At 45.6% G+C, this 17,971-nt stretch carries 18 protein-coding genes; 8 read left to right on the forward strand and 10 right to left on the reverse strand.

The window, feature by feature from the left end; all coding sequences use genetic code 11:
- The first annotated feature begins 32 nt into the window (after positions 1-32).
- On the forward strand, positions 33-434 hold the full coding sequence (locus MHH57_RS03790; protein ID WP_342434840.1) for a sensory rhodopsin transducer: 402 nt from the start codon (positions 33-35) through the stop codon (positions 432-434).
- A gap of 93 nt (positions 435-527) precedes the next feature.
- On the opposite strand, the gene MHH57_RS03795 is transcribed toward MHH57_RS03790, so the two are convergent.
- The 3 genes from MHH57_RS03795 to MHH57_RS03805 all read right to left on the reverse strand — a co-directional run bounded on the left by MHH57_RS03795 (position 528) and on the right by MHH57_RS03805 (position 4,216).
- Positions 528-1,487, reverse strand: a complete 960-nt coding sequence (locus MHH57_RS03795; RefSeq protein ID WP_029515760.1) for a DMT family transporter — start codon at positions 1,485-1,487, stop codon at positions 528-530.
- A gap of 207 nt (positions 1,488-1,694) precedes the next feature.
- The gene (locus MHH57_RS03800) at positions 1,695-3,011 is read right to left on the reverse strand and encodes a glutamate-1-semialdehyde 2,1-aminomutase (RefSeq protein ID WP_274386683.1); all 1,317 of its coding nucleotides are present in this window, start codon (positions 3,009-3,011) and stop codon (positions 1,695-1,697) included.
- 83 nt (positions 3,012-3,094) lie between these two features.
- Entirely contained in the window at positions 3,095-4,216 is a 1,122-nt protein-coding gene (locus MHH57_RS03805; RefSeq protein ID WP_340931315.1) for an LCP family protein, read from the reverse strand.
- A gap of 103 nt (positions 4,217-4,319) precedes the next feature.
- On the opposite strand from MHH57_RS03805, the gene MHH57_RS03810 reads away from it, so the two are divergent.
- The 4 genes from MHH57_RS03810 to bcp are packed head-to-tail and all read left to right on the forward strand — an operon-like array spanning position 4,320 to position 7,459.
- Positions 4,320-5,360, forward strand: a complete 1,041-nt coding sequence (locus tag MHH57_RS03810) for an ABC transporter ATP-binding protein (protein WP_029515757.1) — start codon at positions 4,320-4,322, stop codon at positions 5,358-5,360.
- The gene (locus MHH57_RS03815; RefSeq protein ID WP_025718034.1) at positions 5,353-6,147 is read left to right on the forward strand and encodes an ABC-2 family transporter protein; all 795 of its coding nucleotides are present in this window, start codon (positions 5,353-5,355) and stop codon (positions 6,145-6,147) included. The genes MHH57_RS03810 and MHH57_RS03815 overlap by 8 nt, the downstream gene beginning before the upstream one ends.
- Before the next feature lie 4 nt (positions 6,148-6,151).
- Positions 6,152-6,940: an ABC-2 family transporter protein gene (locus MHH57_RS03820; RefSeq protein WP_025718032.1), complete on the forward strand. Its 789-nt coding sequence runs from the start codon at positions 6,152-6,154 to the stop codon at positions 6,938-6,940.
- 42 nt (positions 6,941-6,982) lie between these two features.
- Positions 6,983-7,459, forward strand: coding sequence for a thioredoxin-dependent thiol peroxidase (gene bcp / locus MHH57_RS03825; RefSeq protein WP_029515756.1), 477 nt, complete (start codon positions 6,983-6,985; stop codon positions 7,457-7,459).
- A 68-nt stretch (positions 7,460-7,527) separates the two neighbouring features.
- Here bcp and MHH57_RS03830 read toward each other — a convergent pair whose 3' ends face one another.
- The 5 genes from MHH57_RS03830 to MHH57_RS03850 are packed head-to-tail and all read right to left on the reverse strand — an operon-like array spanning position 7,528 to position 12,788.
- Positions 7,528-8,643 (reverse strand): endospore germination permease, encoded by a 1,116-nt coding sequence (locus MHH57_RS03830; RefSeq protein WP_342434841.1) that lies wholly within the window; start codon positions 8,641-8,643, stop codon positions 7,528-7,530.
- Positions 8,644-8,660: 17 nt separating this feature from the next.
- Complete coding sequence (locus MHH57_RS03835; RefSeq protein WP_029515754.1) at positions 8,661-8,897, reverse strand: hypothetical protein; 237 nt, start codon at positions 8,895-8,897, stop codon at positions 8,661-8,663.
- Positions 8,898-8,926: 29 nt separating this feature from the next.
- A complete protein-coding gene (locus tag MHH57_RS03840) occupies positions 8,927-10,036 on the reverse strand; it encodes an endospore germination permease (RefSeq protein ID WP_029515753.1) in 1,110 nt (369 codons plus the stop codon).
- A 5-nt stretch (positions 10,037-10,041) separates the two neighbouring features.
- Positions 10,042-11,250 (reverse strand): Ger(x)C family spore germination protein, encoded by a 1,209-nt coding sequence (locus MHH57_RS03845; protein ID WP_029515752.1) that lies wholly within the window; start codon positions 11,248-11,250, stop codon positions 10,042-10,044.
- Positions 11,247-12,788 (reverse strand): spore germination protein, encoded by a 1,542-nt coding sequence (locus MHH57_RS03850; protein ID WP_029515751.1) that lies wholly within the window; start codon positions 12,786-12,788, stop codon positions 11,247-11,249. Before MHH57_RS03850 ends, MHH57_RS03845 begins: the two co-directional genes overlap by 4 nt.
- A gap of 195 nt (positions 12,789-12,983) precedes the next feature.
- Here MHH57_RS03850 and MHH57_RS03855 point away from each other — a divergent pair, with 195 nt between their 5' ends.
- Positions 12,984-13,217, forward strand: coding sequence for a hypothetical protein (locus MHH57_RS03855; RefSeq protein WP_029515750.1), 234 nt, complete (start codon positions 12,984-12,986; stop codon positions 13,215-13,217).
- A gap of 6 nt (positions 13,218-13,223) precedes the next feature.
- Here MHH57_RS03855 and MHH57_RS03860 read toward each other — a convergent pair whose 3' ends face one another.
- Positions 13,224-13,880 carry a DedA family protein gene (locus MHH57_RS03860; RefSeq protein ID WP_342434842.1) on the reverse strand — a complete coding sequence of 219 codons (657 nt, stop codon included), beginning with the start codon at positions 13,878-13,880 and terminating at the stop codon, positions 13,224-13,226.
- A gap of 145 nt (positions 13,881-14,025) precedes the next feature.
- Between MHH57_RS03860 and guaA the strand changes: the two genes are divergently transcribed.
- Both guaA and MHH57_RS03870 read left to right on the forward strand, forming a co-directional pair.
- Positions 14,026-15,564: a glutamine-hydrolyzing GMP synthase gene (guaA, locus tag MHH57_RS03865; RefSeq protein ID WP_013308777.1), complete on the forward strand. Its 1,539-nt coding sequence runs from the start codon at positions 14,026-14,028 to the stop codon at positions 15,562-15,564.
- Positions 15,565-15,958: 394 nt separating this feature from the next.
- Positions 15,959-16,576: a Type 1 glutamine amidotransferase-like domain-containing protein gene (locus MHH57_RS03870; RefSeq protein ID WP_322251831.1), complete on the forward strand. Its 618-nt coding sequence runs from the start codon at positions 15,959-15,961 to the stop codon at positions 16,574-16,576.
- A 145-nt stretch (positions 16,577-16,721) separates the two neighbouring features.
- Here the strand turns inward: MHH57_RS03870 and MHH57_RS03875 are convergent, their stop codons facing one another.
- Positions 16,722-17,852, reverse strand: coding sequence for a Gfo/Idh/MocA family oxidoreductase (locus MHH57_RS03875; protein ID WP_039270697.1), 1,131 nt, complete (start codon positions 17,850-17,852; stop codon positions 16,722-16,724).
- Positions 17,853-17,971: the final 119 nt, after the last annotated feature.

A 17,971-nucleotide genomic window follows, 5' to 3' on the forward strand; every position in this document is an offset into this window, starting at 1 on the left:
AAAAAGTATTATGGGTAAAGGAGGCTAATAGTATGGGAGAAGCTGAACTTTCTCAGGAAAAGGCTACTAATCAGCCGCGAGGCAGCCTGTTCTGGGTCATCCCAGATGGGTATATTCCACCGGAAAGTCGGGGAGAGCTGCTCAGTCATGAGAGTATATGCGTGCTGAATTGTGGGAGCCGTGTGGCAAATCTGAGTATAGACATCTATTTTGAAGACCGCGAGCCATTGGAGGGATTGATCGAGGTGGTGGAAGGAAGACGAACCCGTCATATCCGAACAGCCTCGTTGGAGAAATCCGGCGAACGGATTCCCACAGGCATTCCTTACGCAATTACGGTCACTAGCGATGTGCCCATCATCGTACAATATAGCAGATTGGACACGACACAGCCGGAATTGGCGTTAATGAGTGTCATGGCGTACCCTATTTAATCCGACGAAGACTAAGAAGTGAAAAAAGAAATCTCCCGGCTGGAATTGTGCAGCTGGGAGATTTCTTTTTTTGCAGGCAATGAGTGTTTATTTTTAGCCCGTTTTTTGTGATTTTGCCGAAGTTGTTTTGATCGGCGTGAAGTTTTTTCGCCCTCCAAAATTGGTACCCAGCACGCCGATAATGATCATCACAGCCCCAACAATGTGATAGTAGGCGAGCTGCTCCTTCAAAATGTAAGCACCGGCAATCATGGAAATGAGGGTGGATAAATTACCGATCACACTCATTTTGGAGGCTTCGATCCACTTCAAGGCAAAGCTCGATAACAGTGAGGTGACGAGGGTAGACAGAATGCCCAGATAAATCAGTGCCATCCAATAACCAGGCTTCACCAGTGGAGCGGTATAGGCGCTCATGGAGCCGTCTATGGCATGATATCCCAGTGCCACCACGTTAAAAACGATACATCCCAAAATAGAGGTAACGTAGGTCAATTCCATGGGGCTGTACTTTTGTGTTAAGGGCCGTGCCAGTACATTATAACCGGATAGGCATATCGCAGAGAGCACGAGCAGAAGAATACCGCCATAGCTATTGGACGCTAGCGGTGCTCCGCTTTTCATTACAAATATAAAAACCACACCAAAGACAGAGAGCAGTAAGGAAATCTTTTGGACTACTGTTGTACGCTCTTTAATAAAATAAGAAGCTAACAGCAACGTAAAGATGGGAACGGTTGCTTGAATAATTCCACCTTCCGATGAAGAAGTGCTCATCAGCCCGAAGGCTTGCAGTGGAAAATACACTAATGGCGAGAGCAGCGCCAGTGGTAAAATGCGCAGAATGTCACGCAATTTGATGTTGAGCTTAATCCAACCAAGCAGCACTGGAACGGTCAAAGCGATAAAAGACAGCGCAAAGCGGTGGGCGATCACATCCAGCGGGCTCGCCTCTGTGACCGTCAATTTTACAAATAAAAATGAAAATCCAAGTATAGCTGCATAGCTGAGAGCTGCCAGATAGGCGGCTCCATTTCTGGAACGACTGTGCATAATAAACCTCCGTAATCATGACCTTAACCTGTTGTTCTCTCAATATACCCGGAGGGCATAACATGATACAATCCATAAAATCTACAACTGTACGGGTACAGTTATAAAATAAAAAAAGCCGGAACGAAGTCCCAGAGGTCGAATACCCTTCCCTAAGACTACTTCCAGCTCTTATTAAAATTCATATTCTATCACTTACTGCTGGGTTTACTTCCCTTGTGACATCGCACGGAACGAATCGTCCGCCGCTTCCAGCGTAGCATCTACATCTTCGTCCGTATGCGCTGTTGTGAGGAACCAGGCTTCGTACTTGGATGGTGCCAGATGAATACCGCGATCCAGCATGTGACGGAAGAAGGATGCAAACGCTTCGCTATCCGTATCCTGCGCCTGCGCGTAGTTCGTGATCGGATGATCACAGAAATGCGTCGAGAACGCTCCACGAATACGGTTGATCGTCAATGGCACGCCATAGCGTTCGGCAGAGGACTGAATACCGTCCGTCAGCCTCACAGCCAGACGTTCCATCTCTTCATACACGCCTTCTCCTTGAAGGACTTCAAGGCAGGCGATGCCTGACGAGATGGACGCCGGGTTGCCTGCCATCGTACCCGCCTGATAAGCCGGGCCGAGTGGGGCAACCTGCTCCATGATCTGTTTGCTGCCACCGTAGGCACCAATTGGCAGACCACCACCCATGATTTTGCCCAGCGCGGTCAAATCTGGCTGAATCGCATCATGGTTGTCCAAACCTGCATACGTTTGGGTAGAGCCGAAGTGGAATCGGAATGCGGTAATGACCTCGTCATAAATGACGAGTGAGCCGTTCGCACGCGCCATGGAGCACAACCCTTCCAAATAACCGGGCTGCGGCATGACCATGCCGAAATTACCGACAATGGGCTCGACCATGACTGCCGCCACATCGTCGCTCCAGCGCTCCAAAGCTTGGCGCAACGCGTCGAGGTCATTGAATGGCACAGTAATGACCTCGCTCGCAATGTTGGTTGTAATGCCTGCACTGTCAGGTATGCCCAGCGTGGAGGGTCCGGAGCCAGCAGCTACAAGTACCAGATCCGAGTGACCATGGTAGCAGCCGGCAAATTTGATGATCTTGTTCCGCCCAGTATAAGCCCGTGCCACACGAATCGTCGTCATGACTGCTTCTGTGCCGGAATTCACAAACCGGACCTTGTCCATAGAAGGAATGGCTTCCTTCAGCATCTTGGCCAGTTTGATTTCCAATACCGTTGAGGTTCCGTATAATACGCCGTTCGCGGCCGCTTCGCTGATCGCCTTGGTAATATGGGGGTGAGCATGTCCGGTAATAATAGGGCCGTAGGCCGCCAAATAATCGATATACCGATTATCATCCTCGTCCCAGAAATGAGCGCCTTGAGCGCGTTTCATGAATACTGGAGCACCGCCGCCCACAGCTTTAAAGGAACGTGAAGGGCTGTTAACGCCCCCGACAATATGCTCCAGGGCTTCTTTATATAGTGCTTCGGAGTTTTCCCGTTTCATCATCAAAAACTTCCTTTCCGTTCATTAAAATAGGGTATACACACGCCAAAGGGCAGCGTTCACGGCTGCCCCTGCATACATCATTATAGCTCTTTTTGACCTGTCTTTGTTGTTGATTGTTTGGAAGCATTCTCATCACTGGCTTTACTGCCCCCTGTAAAAGAAGCTTTATCCGTCTTGGTAGACGATGCACTGTCTGGCTGTTTTGTTTCGGTCTGATCCTTATTTTGTTCCTGTGTTTGTGTGGGTGGATTATTAAAAATATCCTGCACATACGTTTTCAGTTCTTCCGGATCGCGGACAGTAAGAACTGCCGCGCCGCCCACATTCTCTTCTCCGAGCATCTTCATCGGTGGAACCTGTTCGCTGCCTGCGAAGTTGCTTTGGTACCCCACATTCGCCAGCTTCCACATATCGTTAACACTGAGATTCGTGTCAATGAACGGGTTAACCTGCTCTAAAATGTTCGGCAGGTTGGCGATGGAAGTCGTGGTCTGCATTTTCTGGGCTACGGCCTCCAAAAATGCGCGTTGCCGTCCTGATCGGGAGAAGTCGGACATCGCATCGTGGCGGAACCGCACATATTGAAGCGCCGTGTTGCCATCCAGATGCTGCATACCCTTTTTCAAATCAATGTCGTACTGATGTTTATCTGCATTACTTGTATAATGCATATCCTTTTCCACTTCAAAATCAATCCCGCCTACGGCATCCACCAGTTTGATAAAACCCTGGAAATCCGTGTACACATAATATTGCACCGGAATGCCTAACAGATCGCCAGCCGTCTTCATGGCTGTGTTGGGTCCGTGAGTAATGGCGGTATTAATTCGATTTTTTCCGTAACCGGGAATATCCACGTACGTATCACGCAAAATAGAGAACAGGTGGATTTTTTTCTTGACGGGGTCCAGTGACACGACCATCATGCTGTCTGATCGGGGGACTTCCCCTTTCTGGATACCGCGCCCATCGACACCCATTAGCAAAATATTGACCATATCGGTACCTTCCCACTTGGGCGGTTCTGGCGTACGAACCTGATCGACCTGCTTTACATTTTTGAAGGGGGAGTTAGCACCCTCTTTATGCAGATTATCCAGCTGATTATAAATAGATGTAAAATAGTACACGGCAAAGCCGACAATCGCGACGATTACCACGGCTAGAACCGACCATATCGTCCTTTTGGTTCTGCTTGTCATGGATGCTCTCCCTTTCGCTTTTCAGTTCATTACATTATAATTTCTTTTTGGAGCACAATCAATTTAACTATGGATTTTACAAATCCTGATTGAGAGGTATAACATGCTGGCAATAGATGTGCAGGATCTGCGCAAAACATTTAAGGTTCAAAAAAATCGCGAGGGCTTAAAAGGCGCCTTCCTTGATTTATTTGCCCGCGAATACAACGAGGTAGCCGCGGTCAAAGATATATCTTTCCGTATTCCGCAAGGAGAAATATGCGGTTATATCGGTGAGAATGGCGCCGGAAAGTCCACCACGATTAAGATGCTGACAGGCATTCTCGTGCCGACATCGGGACATCTCAAGGTGGGCGGTTATGTCCCCTATGAGGAACGTGAGAAATTTGTAGGCAACATTGGTGTTGTTTTCGGTCAGCGCAGCCAGCTTTGGTGGGACATCGGTGTGATCGAGTCTTTTCAACTACTGCGGAAAGTATATCAGGTTCCGGCTACTGACTTCAAACGCAGGCTGGATGAGCTGGTGGAGAGACTGCAATTGCAGGATCTGCTAAGCCGCCCGGTACGCAAGCTTAGTCTCGGGCAACGGATGCGCTGTGAGTTGGTAGCAGCCTTGCTGCACAATCCGTCTATTGTTTTTCTGGACGAGCCGACCATTGGGCTTGACATTATGGTGAAGTCCGAAATCCGCGAGTTTCTGAAGGACATGAACCGGGATCACGGTACGACTATTTTGCTGACGACCCATGATTTGCAGGATATTGAAGCGCTGTGCTCGCGCGTCATTATGCTGGATGATGGGAATATCATTTATGATGGTGGTCTTGAGGATCTGAAGGCGCGTTGGGGTACAGGTCGAGAAGTACGGTTCCAGTTCGGCACATCGACCCAATTGGAGCAATTACAGGCATGGACTGCTGATATGCCATTGGCTTGGACGGTGGATAATGATTTGGCTGCCAAGGTATGGATTCCTCTTCATATTAATGTATCGGATGTGCTCGCTTGCGTAGTCGGTCGCACGGACATTACGGATATCAAAATCATTGAAACCAACACGGATGATATCGTCCGCAGTATCTATCAGTCTGGCTCGGCGGAACGCCAGGGCAATCCGGTAGTGGAGGCCAAAGTTCATGCTTAGCGTATACACCGATTTTATTCGTATTCGATTTCTCACGATGCTGGCTTATCGTGTGAACTATTATTCAGGAATCCTTATTTATTGCATGAATATTGGCGTGTATTATTTCACATACAAAGCGATATATGGCGATGCGGGTAGCATTGGAGGCTTTACCGCTGCTCAGATGACGACGTATGTAGCCGTATCGTGGATGGCGAGAGCCTTTTATTTTAACAATCTGGATCGTGAGATATCGACGGATATTCGTGATGGAAGCATTGCAATTCAGATGATCCGACCTTATAACTATGTACTTGTTAAATTTATGCAAGGACTCGGCGAGGGAATGTTCCGTTTTCTGTTGTTTATGATTCCAGGTATGGCGATTGCGTTGCTGCTATTTCCGGTGAAACTTCCCACGGATCCGGTAGCCTGGGTTGGTTTTCTGGTCATGCTGTTTTTCAGCTTTATGATCAACACTCAGATCAATATTATTACGGGATTAACGGCCTTTTTTATCGAAAATAATGAGGGCATGATGCGTATGAAGCGCGTAGTTGTAGATCTGTTTTCTGGATTGATTTTGCCAATTAGTTTGTTCCCAGGCTGGCTGGCGACAATCGCCCAATGGATGCCGTTTCAGGCAATTACCTATTTGCCGGGCTCTGTATTTACGGGACGTGTAAAAGGCGTTGGCATTTGGAATGTACTGGGTATCCAAATCATTTGGCTGGTCGTTCTGCTCGTGCCGATGATCATCATTTGGCGACTGGCGCGCAGACGTCTGTTCGTGCAGGGAGGGTAAGCCGATGATGTACTATTTGGGTCTCATTAGCGAATATTTAAAAAATTACATGAAGTCACGGCTCACCTATCGGGCCGACTTTTGGGTAGAAGTTATTTCAGATCTGTTGTTTCAGGCCACGAATCTTATTTTTATCCTGGTTATTTTTATGCACACAGACAGTTTGGGTGGCTGGAGTGAAAATGAAGTCGTGTTCGTTTATGGATTTTTTATGGTTCCTTACGGACTATTCAGCTGTTTCGTCAACCTTTGGAACTTTAGCGAGCGTTATATTGTAAAAGGTGAACTCGACCGGGTAATGACCCGTCCTGCGTATAATCTGTTCCAGATTTTCCTTGAAAATGTGGACCCGCCCGCACTGGTCGGCTCAGTGATCGGTCTGATTATTATGGGGATCAGCGGGGCACAGATGGACTTGGCTATGGAGTGGTGGTTCATACCGGCGCTGATCATTTTGAGCCTAAGTGCCGTGGCGATCTATACGGGGATATACACCATATTGACTTCCCTTTCGTTTTTTTCGGATGCGCCGACAGGAATTATTCCGCTCATGTACAATATTCAGGGCTACGGACGTTATCCAGTAACGATCTATAACCGAGCCATTCAGGTTGTGCTGACTTGGATACTACCGTTTGCTTTTGTTGGCGTATATCCAGCCTCCCTGTTCCTTCACCGAGAGGACATGCGCCATATGGCGCTCTTAACTCCTGTGATGGGAATTGTCTTTCTGACCTTGGGCTTACTGGCATGGAACTGGGGAATTCGCCGCTACAGAGGGGCAGGCTCATAGGTCAGGTTATATAAGAACCCCCACAAGATAGGAGATGATGAGATGTCCGCGGCATTTACCGTTATTGGACAAGCGGCACCGGATTTTGAATTGCCTGGCAGTGAGGGAAAGCATGTTAAGCTGTCAGATTATCGAGGCAGTAGGGTGTTGATATATTTCTATCCCAAGGACTTGACCTCTAGCTGCTCGACACAGGCTTGTGATTTTCGGGATAAACATACGGAGTTTGAAGGTTTGAACACGGTGATTCTGGGGATAAGCCCTGATCCACTCAAGCAGCATGACAAGTTTATTGCCAAGTACGGACTCCCTTTTCAGTTGTTATCTGATGAAGAGCATCAGGTCGCTGAGACGTATGGTGTATGGCAGCAAAAACAGATGTACGGCAAGCAGTACATGGGCATTGTTCGGTCTACGTTCCTTATTGATGAAAATGGTATCTTAGTTCACGAATGGCGTGGTTTAAGAGTAAAAGGGCACATTGATGCTGCGCTGGCATACATTCAGGATATGGCGTAAGTGAAGAACAAAAAAACCTTTTGGAATCGGATTATGCTTCTTTAAGCATCGGTTTCAAAAGGTTTTTGTTAATTTTTGGATACGTCCTGTCGATGCTTCCACTTTTGCTTGCAGAAATAAACACCCCATAAAACAAGCGGAATGATCAAGCCGTTTGTATAATGCCAGGTAGACATGGGATAAACAAGAGTTCTTACATAATAAAACACATTTGGGGTTATCAAAATGGTCATACCAAACACAAGCGCTCCTGCGGGGATGACAAAGGGGCGGATATTAGAAATTCGGAATAGCTGGGTTGTTCCGAAAGTAAACGCGTAAAAGAAAAGGACACCTTTGAAATAGGCAGCAAGTGCCCAGGTTAAAGTTACTAACGATTCGACTCGTGTAATATAATTGAGCTCGTTAATCTTTGTTGTGAGAGCAGAAGAAATGTATGGACTATAATTGGTCACAAAGGGACCAACGACAAGGAGAGAGAGAAGCAGAAACACGCTAATCAGGAATCCGCCTATAAGAGAGGCGAGCAACATGTCCTTTTTAAAATGGGCTTTTTTGTTTACATAAGGAAAAACCATGAGCATAATAGACATTTCGGCAAAAGGCATAGCCACGCCTGGAACCATTCCTTTAGCAACAGGAGCTAACCCGTTTTCCAAAACAGGCCGTACATTAGAAAGCTGAATTTGTGGCAGGAGTGCAAGGATCAGACCGGAGAAGATTAATATATATGCTGGTAATAGCATCTCGCTAACACGACCGAAAACTTCAATTCCCATTAGCGCAGTAAGCACCATTAGGGAAATTCCCATAACGAGCATGACATGCAGAGGGGTTTGTACAAATAACTGGGTAGTCAGGTAATCGCCTACCTCTCTAGCAATAAGAGCGGTGTTCATTAAAAAATAAAACAAATACCAGCAGGAGACAATGGTTCCGAATACAGGCCCGAAAATTTTACGGATCGCTTCAATAAGTGTAAGGCCCGGGTAGAGTTCATGGACACGAAGGAGCACGTAAATAATAATTAAACCTAACGGTATGGACAGTATAGAGCTGATCCAGGCATCCTGATGAGCAATATGCGTAATCATAGTCGGATAAATTAAGAGCATATCCCCGATTAAACACATAAACATAAGGACAGTCACTTGCCGAACACTGATACGTTCTTTTTTTGACATTTGTGGCTGCCTCCCTTCTAAAAGCCAAATACATGTGAAATAAAAGCGTTAACAGGGTTATAGATGATCTCTATCAGAATCAGCGGACTTGGCGTAACCTCTAATTTGGCAGCAAGAATACTAAGCCATGTGCCTAATCCGAGCATAACGATGTACACGAACATATCCTTAAAGCGATGCTTTCGGTACAAGCCTGGCAAATCTTTGGCAGCGATGGCTAAGCCGATACAGATAATGATAGTGGTAATCAGCATGTCGATGCTCCTTCCTTTGAGGGTGAGGCTCAACCAGATCCCAGGCTATGATTGCCTTTCGATCTCAACTTGTATACGACAAGCAGCAGTAAAGGCAGGACAACGGAATCCGTCAAATCCCAATAAATCCAAGCGTGGACGATCGTATCCAGATAATAAGTAATGTTGGGTGCCGACACGATAATCAGACCAAACAGGATCATAAAGCTAGGGCCAAGAAAGGTCCGTACATTGTCTAATCGCAGTAGCTGAGTCATTCCTAAGGTAAAGGCATAGAAGTGTAAAATGGTTTTAACAAAGGTAGTGATAATCCAGGCTATGCTCATCATGGATTCAACTCTCTGTAAGAAATTTCCTATGTTGATTTTTTTAGATAGCGTATAAGAGGTATACACACTATGTTCGGTTACAAAAGGGCCCAGAACCATGAGAGAAACCAAGAGTAGTACGCTTAACAGAACGCTGGCAGTAAGTCCGGCTAGCAAAACCGATTTTTTTAGACCCGGTTTTTTGTTCACATAGGGAAAAATCATGAGTAAAAAAGCTAATTCTCCGAATGGGTAGGACAGTGCAAATAGGCTGCCTTCCATAATCTTGGGAATACCTTGCTCCAGCATAGGCTTAAGCTGCTGACTTTCACATTGGGGAAGCAAGCACAGGATTAAAAACAAAGTGAAAGCCAAGCATAATGGTAATAAGATTTGAGCCGTACGAGCAATAGGCTCTAATCCCATATACATCCCCCACATAAGCGCAAGAATTAAGAGTAAATTGATAACAGGCAGAGGCGTCATAACATAAGTCTGGCTGTTCATAAAATCCCCGACCTCTCTTAAATAAATCGCGGAATTCATTAATAAATGGAACAAATACCATATCGAGATGAGGGAGCCTAGCCACGGTCCCAAAATTCTCTGGCAGAGTTGAATAAAGGTGAGATCAGGATATAGCTGATGTACCCGCAGGAGTAGCAGTAATACAGCCAATCCTGCTGGGATACTTAGGAATGAGCTGATCCAGGCATCCTGCTTGGATATGCTTGTAATGAGGGAGGGATACACCAATACGCAGTCTCCGATAATACTCAAAAATACGAGTACGGCTATATTTCTGATGCTGATACGCCCTTTCTCCTCCACCCAGCTCACTCCTTCATTTGTTTTTGGAATGATTCAAACAAGGAACCAATTTTTTTAATCTTTGTCTGTGCCTTATATTCAATCTGTAAGTCCATAAATGGATTTTCTTTTTCTTCTTTTAGTCTTTTCCAAAGCTCGGGTTTGGACTGGTGAATCAGTTGACCAAAGCCGAAAATGTCTGACTTAAACTCATGCCGAACGGTCTCTACGGAATGTTTCATAATTTCAACAATTTTTTCATTGCTTGCGGCTTCAATTTCTTTAATATCGTCCATACTGTCTAGCTTCATATGCTGGCAGTTGACTTCTCGTACTGTGCTGTTGTTGGTAACTGATATAGAGATAACAGGTTCTCCATCACGAATGATTACTTTTTTTTGAGTGTCGCTACTCAAGGTTAATAGGGCAATGTTACCCCCACCCTGACAATCGGTGTGCCCCGTTGTAGACTCCACTTTATCCCTGATGTAACTGAGCCCTTTACTGTCAAGTTCATTGATCCATCCCAGCAATCGGTCTTTTTTGAATACACCATTACCCGAAAACCGCAATATGGTTTCAGGCGATATACTTTTGGTGGCATCCATACCTTTTTCATTGGTCGACTCTATATCTCCCACAGCTTCCAATGCGGGCAGAGTGGACTGGATGTCGGGATTAACCAGATCGCTAAGAAGTTGATCCATGGTTACTTTGGTAGCAGGAGCCCAGGTTTTGGTTAAGGTATCTAACGAAGCAAATAATTTATTTGCCGGCAACTTTTCCATTGGAGTGGGGATCTTTAACATCGTAGAAGCCTTGTTATTCTTGGCTATCGCAATATAAAAGTCACTTCTTGTGAAAGGCTCTCGCATCATGGCTTCAATCGCATCAGCAATTCCCTTTCTCGCATACTCCTCACCTAAAATCAGCATACGAATATGAGATAAGTAAATGGCGCGCGGACTTGTATTCGTCATTTTTTCAATGGCCTCTTGAATCGTGGGTGCAGTGGCCTGATAAGTAACGACTGGAGGGCCTGCACTTGGTGAAGATTTGGAAGCTACAGCAGAAGGAATGACCACCTGAGCGGTTACCTGATACTGGTCTCCTTCCATATCCACACCGATCCCAATAGCTATGCCCAGCTCATTTAATTCTTGGCGATCCCAGCAACCACCTAACAGTAATGCAATCAGGCCCCAGACGAAGAACAAATGTATGGTCTGCTTCATGGTTGATCCCTTCTGGTTTTTGATTTATTACCGATCCGTCTTTTTTTCGTTTTTTGGCGGATCGTATTTTGGATAGAGATGGATTGAGGACGCTTCGTCATATGAGGCCAAGGCAAGCGAAACAGCGTATCTTTCATATCGCTTTCCACATAGGGGCCAAACGGACTCATGTAAGATACTCCAAACGATCTCAGACTGGTCAAGTGCAGCAAAACTACGATTAACCCCATCAATATTCCAAGAAGCCCAAAGGCTGCGGCTAGCATCATTAAGGCGAAGCGTATAATACGAACCGCTATCGACAGGCCGTTTTCTGGAATAACATAGCTGGAGATGGCGGTGATTGACACGATAATGACCATAGCCGCCGAGACAACCCCCGCATCCACGGCTGCTTGCCCAATGACCAATGTGCCTACAATAGATACAGCCTGTCCGACTGTCCTCGGAATTCGGACTCCTGCTTCACGCAAAATTTCATAAGTAATTTCCATGAGCATCGCCTCGACAAAGGCTGGAAACGGTACGCCTTCCCTTTGTGCAGCGAGACTGACCAATAAGTTTGTAGGAATCATCTCTTGATGAAAGGTAGTTACCGCGATATAAACTGCCGGTGCAAGCAAAGCGATAAAAAAGGAAAAGAAACGCAGCAAACGCAGCAACGTGCTGATATCAGCACGTTGGTAATAATCCTCTGCCGACTGGAAAAATTGCACGAATAGCGCAGGAATCAACAGAACAAAGGGTGTCCCGTCCACCAAGATAGCAATCCGCCCCTCCAACAGGCTGGCAGCGACCGAATCCGGACGCTCGCTGTTATAAATGGTGGGAAACGGAGTGAAGGATTCATCCTGAATTTCCTCTTCGATGTAACCCCCTTCCAAAATTCCGTCAATATCAATTCGGTCCAAACGTTCTCTCAGTTCCTGAATAACCCCTTCGTCAGCAATTCCTTTGATATACATCACGGACACATTGGTATGAGTGACTTGACCGATCTGTCTTGTTTCCATCCACAGGCGCGGATCGCGGATTCGCCTACGAATTAGAGCGGTATTGGTACGTAAATTTTCGGTAAAAGCCTCCATTGGACCCCGTACGACACTTTGGGATTGGGGTTCGCTAACACTGCGATCCTCCCAACCGACCGCATCAATCCATATGCCCTTGGCGTATCCGTCCAGCAAAATGATAATACCGCCAGATAGCATCTGGTTGAATAAGGCATCCATTTCGTCCACACTACCTGAGTTACCTGCAATCAAAACTTGATTCTTCAAATAGTCGAATGGTTCTGCGCCCTCCGGTACATGATGTTCATTTACTCGCATCAATGAACGGAGAACGGAATCATGGAGCAATTGAGTATTGACCAGACCATCAATATAAAATAGAGCTGCTGGCCATTTTTGCATCCATAATAGCTCTTTAATGATTACATCTCCGCTGTTTCCAAAGGAGCTTTCGATATGATTCACATTATCCTTCAAGTTAGAGGACACATGAGTAAGTGGACAACTTTTATTCTGATTTGGCATACGTAAAATCCTCCGATATTGGAGTTTGTTGGCTTAGTATGCTCTGAATATATGAATTTATGCCTTGCGATTATAGAAACGAATGCAGTCTGACATTCGCGATTTGCTCCGGTGAAGGGAGGACTGGTATGTCTTTTGTTGCTGGGGATTTTACTTATGGATTAAGCGGTAGTTGGCTTGCGGGGTAGGGGCCATTTGTCTGGATACATTATTAATACGGGAGACCCCATTGTATTTACAGGGTCCATTGTTGGGCATGCTGACGGCGTAGAGTCAAGGAATCATCGGAGTTCTATGCTTGGTGCAGGGGTGGCGATTGAAATGATGGAGCCGCGTACGTTGGGTTTGGCTGGAGGTGCGGGGTTTATTGTGATATCTATCGTGATTTTGATGTATTATGCAAGGACTCGTAGCCGCAAGGCAGCATGAGTGTGATTACTTCGTGTCATCCTTGTTGCTGGTTTTCACCGACTTTTCGGATTTGCGTAGCGAGGTAAATAGGAAGCTTCTCCACCGGTAAATAATATACAGCAGGATTATGAACCCAACGACTCCCGCAATTCGCAGTGCATACAGCTCTACCAAATGGAAAATGGCATCCCATTGGGGACCAAACAGCTTGCCGATGCTTAGAAAGAGGATGACCCAGAATAAAGCGCCGCTGTAAGCATATAAGACAAATTTACGGAAAGAAAGAACAATAATTCCGGCAAAATAACCGGTAAAATGCCTGACACCGGGGATGAAATATCCAAGGAAAATAAGCCAGTATCCATATCGTTGAAACCATTTTTGTGTTTTCTGAAGCTTGTCCGGCGATAACAAAACCCATTTACCATATTTCTGAATAAAGGGGAGTCCAGCCCACTTTCCGATAAAGTAGGTAATAGTCATACCGATGGTCGTGCCCAAAAAAGCTAGCAGCATCAGTTTACCGAAATCCAGGGTACCGGCATAGGAGAGATATCCCGCATAAGCCATGGTGGTTTCCCCGGGAAATGGTAAAGCAATAAACTCAAGCAGCAAGCCGAAAAAAAGGACGCCGTAGCCGTATTCTTCGAACAATTGCGCGATCCACTTCAGCACATCCATCGTTTACACTCCTACGAACAGATTGAGTATTTTAGAATCAATTCATTTTAACAATCTTTTCATGCCCACTCAACTCCGGTTGATTTCTTGACGTCTTGTTTTATCGTTGCGTATAATGAAACGAACAATTGAGGGAGGCACGGTAATGAATAAGCCTAATGAAATCGTTGTAGTTCTTGATTTTGGAGGACAATACAACCAGTTAATCGCAAGAAGAATTCGGGATCTCGGCGTATATAGCGAGCTCCTTCCATACAATACGCCTGCGGAGAAGCTGAGAGAGCTGGCGCCAAAAGGGATTGTTTTCTCAGGCGGACCTTCCAGCGTATATACAGACAATGCTCCTCAGGTGGATCGGGCAATTTATGACCTGGGCATTCCTATCTTTGGTATTTGTTATGGCATGCAGCTGATGGCTCACCAACTGGATGGTAAGGTAGAACGTGCGGGCAAGCGTGAGTATGGCAAAGCAGACGTGCAATTCAATCAGGATGCCCGCTTGGCTAAAGGACTGGATTCTCGTCAAACCGTATGGATGAGCCATGGGGATCACGTAACAGATCTGCCAACCGGCTTTACACTGGATGCAGGAACAGAGAGTGCGCCGATTGCCGCGATGAGTAACCTGGAGCGGAATCTGTATGCGGTGCAATTCCATCCAGAGGTACGTCATTCCGTTCAAGGTAACGAGATGATCAGCAACTTCCTATATGAAGTGTGCGGTTGTGAAGGCAACTGGACGATGGAGTCGTTCATTGAAGATCAGATTCGCGAGATTCGTCAACAGGTAGGCGACAAAAAAGTATTGTGTGCTTTAAGTGGTGGCGTGGATTCTTCCGTTGTAGCGATGCTTATTCACAAAGCGATCGGTGACCAACTGACGTGTATGTTCATAGACCATGGATTGCTGCGCAAGGGTGAAGCCGAAAGTGTAATGGAGACGTTCGTTGGTAAATTTGATATGAAAGTTGTCAAAATTGACGCACGTGAGCGCTTCTTGTCCAAGCTGGCAGGAGTCGATGATCCGGAACAAAAACGTAAAATCATTGGTAACGAGTTTATCTATGTGTTCGAGGAAGAATCTTCTCAATTTGACGATTTTACTTTCCTGGCACAAGGTACGCTGTATACGGATATTGTAGAGAGCGGAACTGCAACGGCACAGACCATTAAATCCCATCATAATGTGGGTGGTTTGCCGGAGAACATGAAGTTCAAGCTGATCGAGCCGTTGAATGCCCTGTTCAAGGACGAAGTGCGTAAAGTCGGCGAAGAATGTGGACTGCCAGCTGAGATTGTATGGCGTCAACCATTCCCAGGTCCGGGTCTTGCCATTCGTGTACTGGGCGAAGTGACAGAGGACAAGCTAACCATTGTTCGTGAGTCGGATTACATTTTGCGTGAGGAGATTGCTAAAGCCGGTCTGGACCGGGAAATCTGGCAATACTTCACCGCTTTGCCGAATATGAAGAGTGTTGGCGTTATGGGCGATGCTCGTACGTATTCTTACACCGTAGGTATTCGTGCAGTAACCTCCATCGACGGTATGACTGCTGACTGGGCGCGTATCCCTTGGGATGTGCTGGAGAAAATCTCCGTTCGTATCGTAAACGAAGTGGATAACGTGAATCGTATCGTGTACGATATTACTTCCAAACCACCAGCTACGATTGAGTGGGAATAAGCGTGGAGACTTCCGCGCCGTAACCATGAATCCTTTAAGATTTACCAATACAACATCAGGACTCCTCCGTATCGGCGAAGTATCGCTATGCGGTTGGAGTCTTTTTTACGGGGGCAAGCAAGGACGGGATATGAAGTCATTTGTGGTTGCAAAACGGAATATGAAGCTAAAAAAAGGAGATATTATTCAATGGTAATGTATCTCTTTTTTTATATGGTTTTATTAGATTCAAGCTATAAATAGCTTAAATCAAGTATGAAATTAAACGTTCACCTCTTTTTCATGTCATGCTCTAATGGTGTCATGTTTTGATACTAATATATTTTATAATGTACCTAGGTTAAATTGTTACATATCTCGTTTCATTAAACGTTGTTCTAAGGAGAATAAAGAGATGAAAAAATTATTTCTGTCGTCCTCATTTAAGGATGTTGCACCATGCTTAGTCCATTTCGCTGGTGAAAACTTAGAAGGAAAAAAAGTCACCTTCATCCCAACCGCGAGTATTCCAGAGAAAGTTAAGTTTTATGTGAATTCAGGGAAAAAAGCATTAGAGAATTTAGGATTAGTCGTGGATGAAATCGAAATCAGCACAGCACCATTGAATGAAATAGAGAGTAAAATTAGAGAAAATGACTATATTTATATTACCGGAGGCAACACATTTTATTTACTTCAAGAGTTAAGAAGAACCGGGGCTGACAAAATCATTGCTGATGAAGTTAATGCAGGGAAGTTATACATAGGCGAATCGGCAGGTTCGATGATTTTATCACCGAATATCGAATATGCCCAACTTATGGACAATGTGCAGGAGGCGCCTGCTTTGGATTCCTTTGTTGCGCTCGGGACCATTGAATTCTATCCAGTCCCCCACCATACGAACATCCTGTTTAAAAAAGCGGTGGAGAACATCATTGAGGAATATGGCAGCCAATTAAATTTATATCCAATCAGCAACGCGGAAGTTATTTTGGTTGAAGGTGACAGGATAAAAGTTGAGAACACATGACTTCATTAAAAAAAGGTAATTTTTCTGGAGGGAAGTCCACTGCATTACCACCATCGAGTGGAGTAGGGTTTTAACTGATTACAATATAAAGAACATTCAATTCCACATCATCGTGGTACTGAATGTTCTTTTTTATAATTCTACCTTACCATACAATCTTTTTCCCGGTTGCAGCCGATTCCTCGATGCGATCCAGTAGCTGATGCAGCTTTAAGGCATGGTTGAAATCAGGAGCGAGACGGGTGCCCGTCAAAATATCCTCGGCAAATACATGATGAGCCTTGGCTACATTCAGGGTTACCCCTTGTTTTGGAAAATCCAGTCCGCCATCAGGCTCAGCAGTTACACTTATTTGTTCAAACGCCCCATTAGGACCATGACTCTGCGTACTGCTTGGATCGTACGCAAGTTTTTCGAGTGTCAGATTCCCAAATTGAACATGCCCAAGCGTAGGATTCTGTGTCAAACGCAAAATGCCCTTTTTCCCCTGAATCTCTATCTCAAACTTAGAATTCACTCCGCCCTGAATGTGAACGGATATCGGCGCCCCCTTGTCCAATAGTCCGTGAATCAGAATCTGATCGGCTGTATCCTTGGAAATGACTTCACCCGTTTCCTGAATAGTGGCTTCATTATAGCGAGATGATGTGATGGCCGATAGCTCGCGGAATTCGCCAACGATGTATTGCAGCGCATCCAGAGAATGCCCGCCGTTAATCGTTAGTAGATTAGCGCCATTGGCTCTGTTCAGCAAATAAGCAGTGTCCTGATTTACTTGTCCACCTTTGCCGGAAGTAGCTACTTGCATATGGCAGGATAGAATTTCACCAATCTCTCCGCTCTCCACCAACTTTTTCATCGTTTGCACTTCAAGATCTTGCCGTGCCTGCAAGCCGACGGTATGATGAATGCCTGCCAGTGCCGCCGCCTTGACCATTTCAGCAGCTTCCGCAGTGTTTGCCCCCAAGGGCCATTCACAAAAAATATGCTTTCTCTCATGAATTGCCGCCATCACCGCCTCATAATGATGGGGAACTTTTACGCTCACCACGACCATGTCTACATCCTCGGAAGCTGCGAGCTTTTTGGCATCATCAAAAGCCAGTGCCGCACCTACTTCTTCTGCACTTTGTCGTGCACTCTCCATACGGGAGGTACCGACGGCAGTGATATCCAGGTTTGAGTGCTTGAGCAACGCCGGAATATGCGTTTGACTAGCCCATTTATTATTCATCGAACCTCCTACGATACCTGCACGAATCTTCTTTATTACCATGTTGCCATACCTCCTAATTTTTAAATGAGGGTGGAAAGTAGCGTCCAAGGTCAATATAATACACCTAACTCATAAATAATAATGCTTGTTTATGATATAGGTATCATTTTATTTGATGG

It is taken from the genome of Paenibacillus sp. FSL H7-0442 (assembly GCF_038593105.1).
GTDB classification, from domain to species: domain Bacteria; phylum Bacillota; class Bacilli; order Paenibacillales; family Paenibacillaceae; genus Paenibacillus; species Paenibacillus polymyxa_D.

Coding starts and splice junctions, on each gene's coding strand:
- MHH57_RS03790 (WP_342434840.1), top strand. CDS start 33: ATGGGAGAAGCTGAACTTTCTCAGGAAAAGGCTACTAATCAGCCGCGA.
- MHH57_RS03795 (WP_029515760.1), bottom strand. CDS start 1,487: ATGCACAGTCGTTCCAGAAATGGAGCCGCCTATCTGGCAGCTCTCAGC.
- MHH57_RS03800 (WP_274386683.1), bottom strand. CDS start 3,011: ATGAAACGGGAAAACTCCGAAGCACTATATAAAGAAGCCCTGGAGCAT.
- MHH57_RS03805 (WP_340931315.1), bottom strand. CDS start 4,216: ATGACAAGCAGAACCAAAAGGACGATATGGTCGGTTCTAGCCGTGGTA.
- MHH57_RS03810 (WP_029515757.1), top strand. CDS start 4,320: ATGCTGGCAATAGATGTGCAGGATCTGCGCAAAACATTTAAGGTTCAA.
- MHH57_RS03815 (WP_025718034.1), top strand. CDS start 5,353: ATGCTTAGCGTATACACCGATTTTATTCGTATTCGATTTCTCACGATG.
- MHH57_RS03820 (WP_025718032.1), top strand. CDS start 6,152: ATGATGTACTATTTGGGTCTCATTAGCGAATATTTAAAAAATTACATG.
- bcp (WP_029515756.1), top strand. CDS start 6,983: ATGTCCGCGGCATTTACCGTTATTGGACAAGCGGCACCGGATTTTGAA.
- MHH57_RS03830 (WP_342434841.1), bottom strand. CDS start 8,643: ATGTCAAAAAAAGAACGTATCAGTGTTCGGCAAGTGACTGTCCTTATG.
- MHH57_RS03835 (WP_029515754.1), bottom strand. CDS start 8,897: ATGCTGATTACCACTATCATTATCTGTATCGGCTTAGCCATCGCTGCC.
- MHH57_RS03845 (WP_029515752.1), bottom strand. CDS start 11,250: ATGAAGCAGACCATACATTTGTTCTTCGTCTGGGGCCTGATTGCATTA.
- MHH57_RS03850 (WP_029515751.1), bottom strand. CDS start 12,788: ATGCCAAATCAGAATAAAAGTTGTCCACTTACTCATGTGTCCTCTAAC.
- MHH57_RS03860 (WP_342434842.1), bottom strand. CDS start 13,880: ATGGATGTGCTGAAGTGGATCGCGCAATTGTTCGAAGAATACGGCTAC.
- guaA (WP_013308777.1), top strand. CDS start 14,026: ATGAATAAGCCTAATGAAATCGTTGTAGTTCTTGATTTTGGAGGACAA.
- MHH57_RS03870 (WP_322251831.1), top strand. CDS start 15,959: ATGAAAAAATTATTTCTGTCGTCCTCATTTAAGGATGTTGCACCATGC.
- MHH57_RS03875 (WP_039270697.1), bottom strand. CDS start 17,852: ATGGTAATAAAGAAGATTCGTGCAGGTATCGTAGGAGGTTCGATGAAT.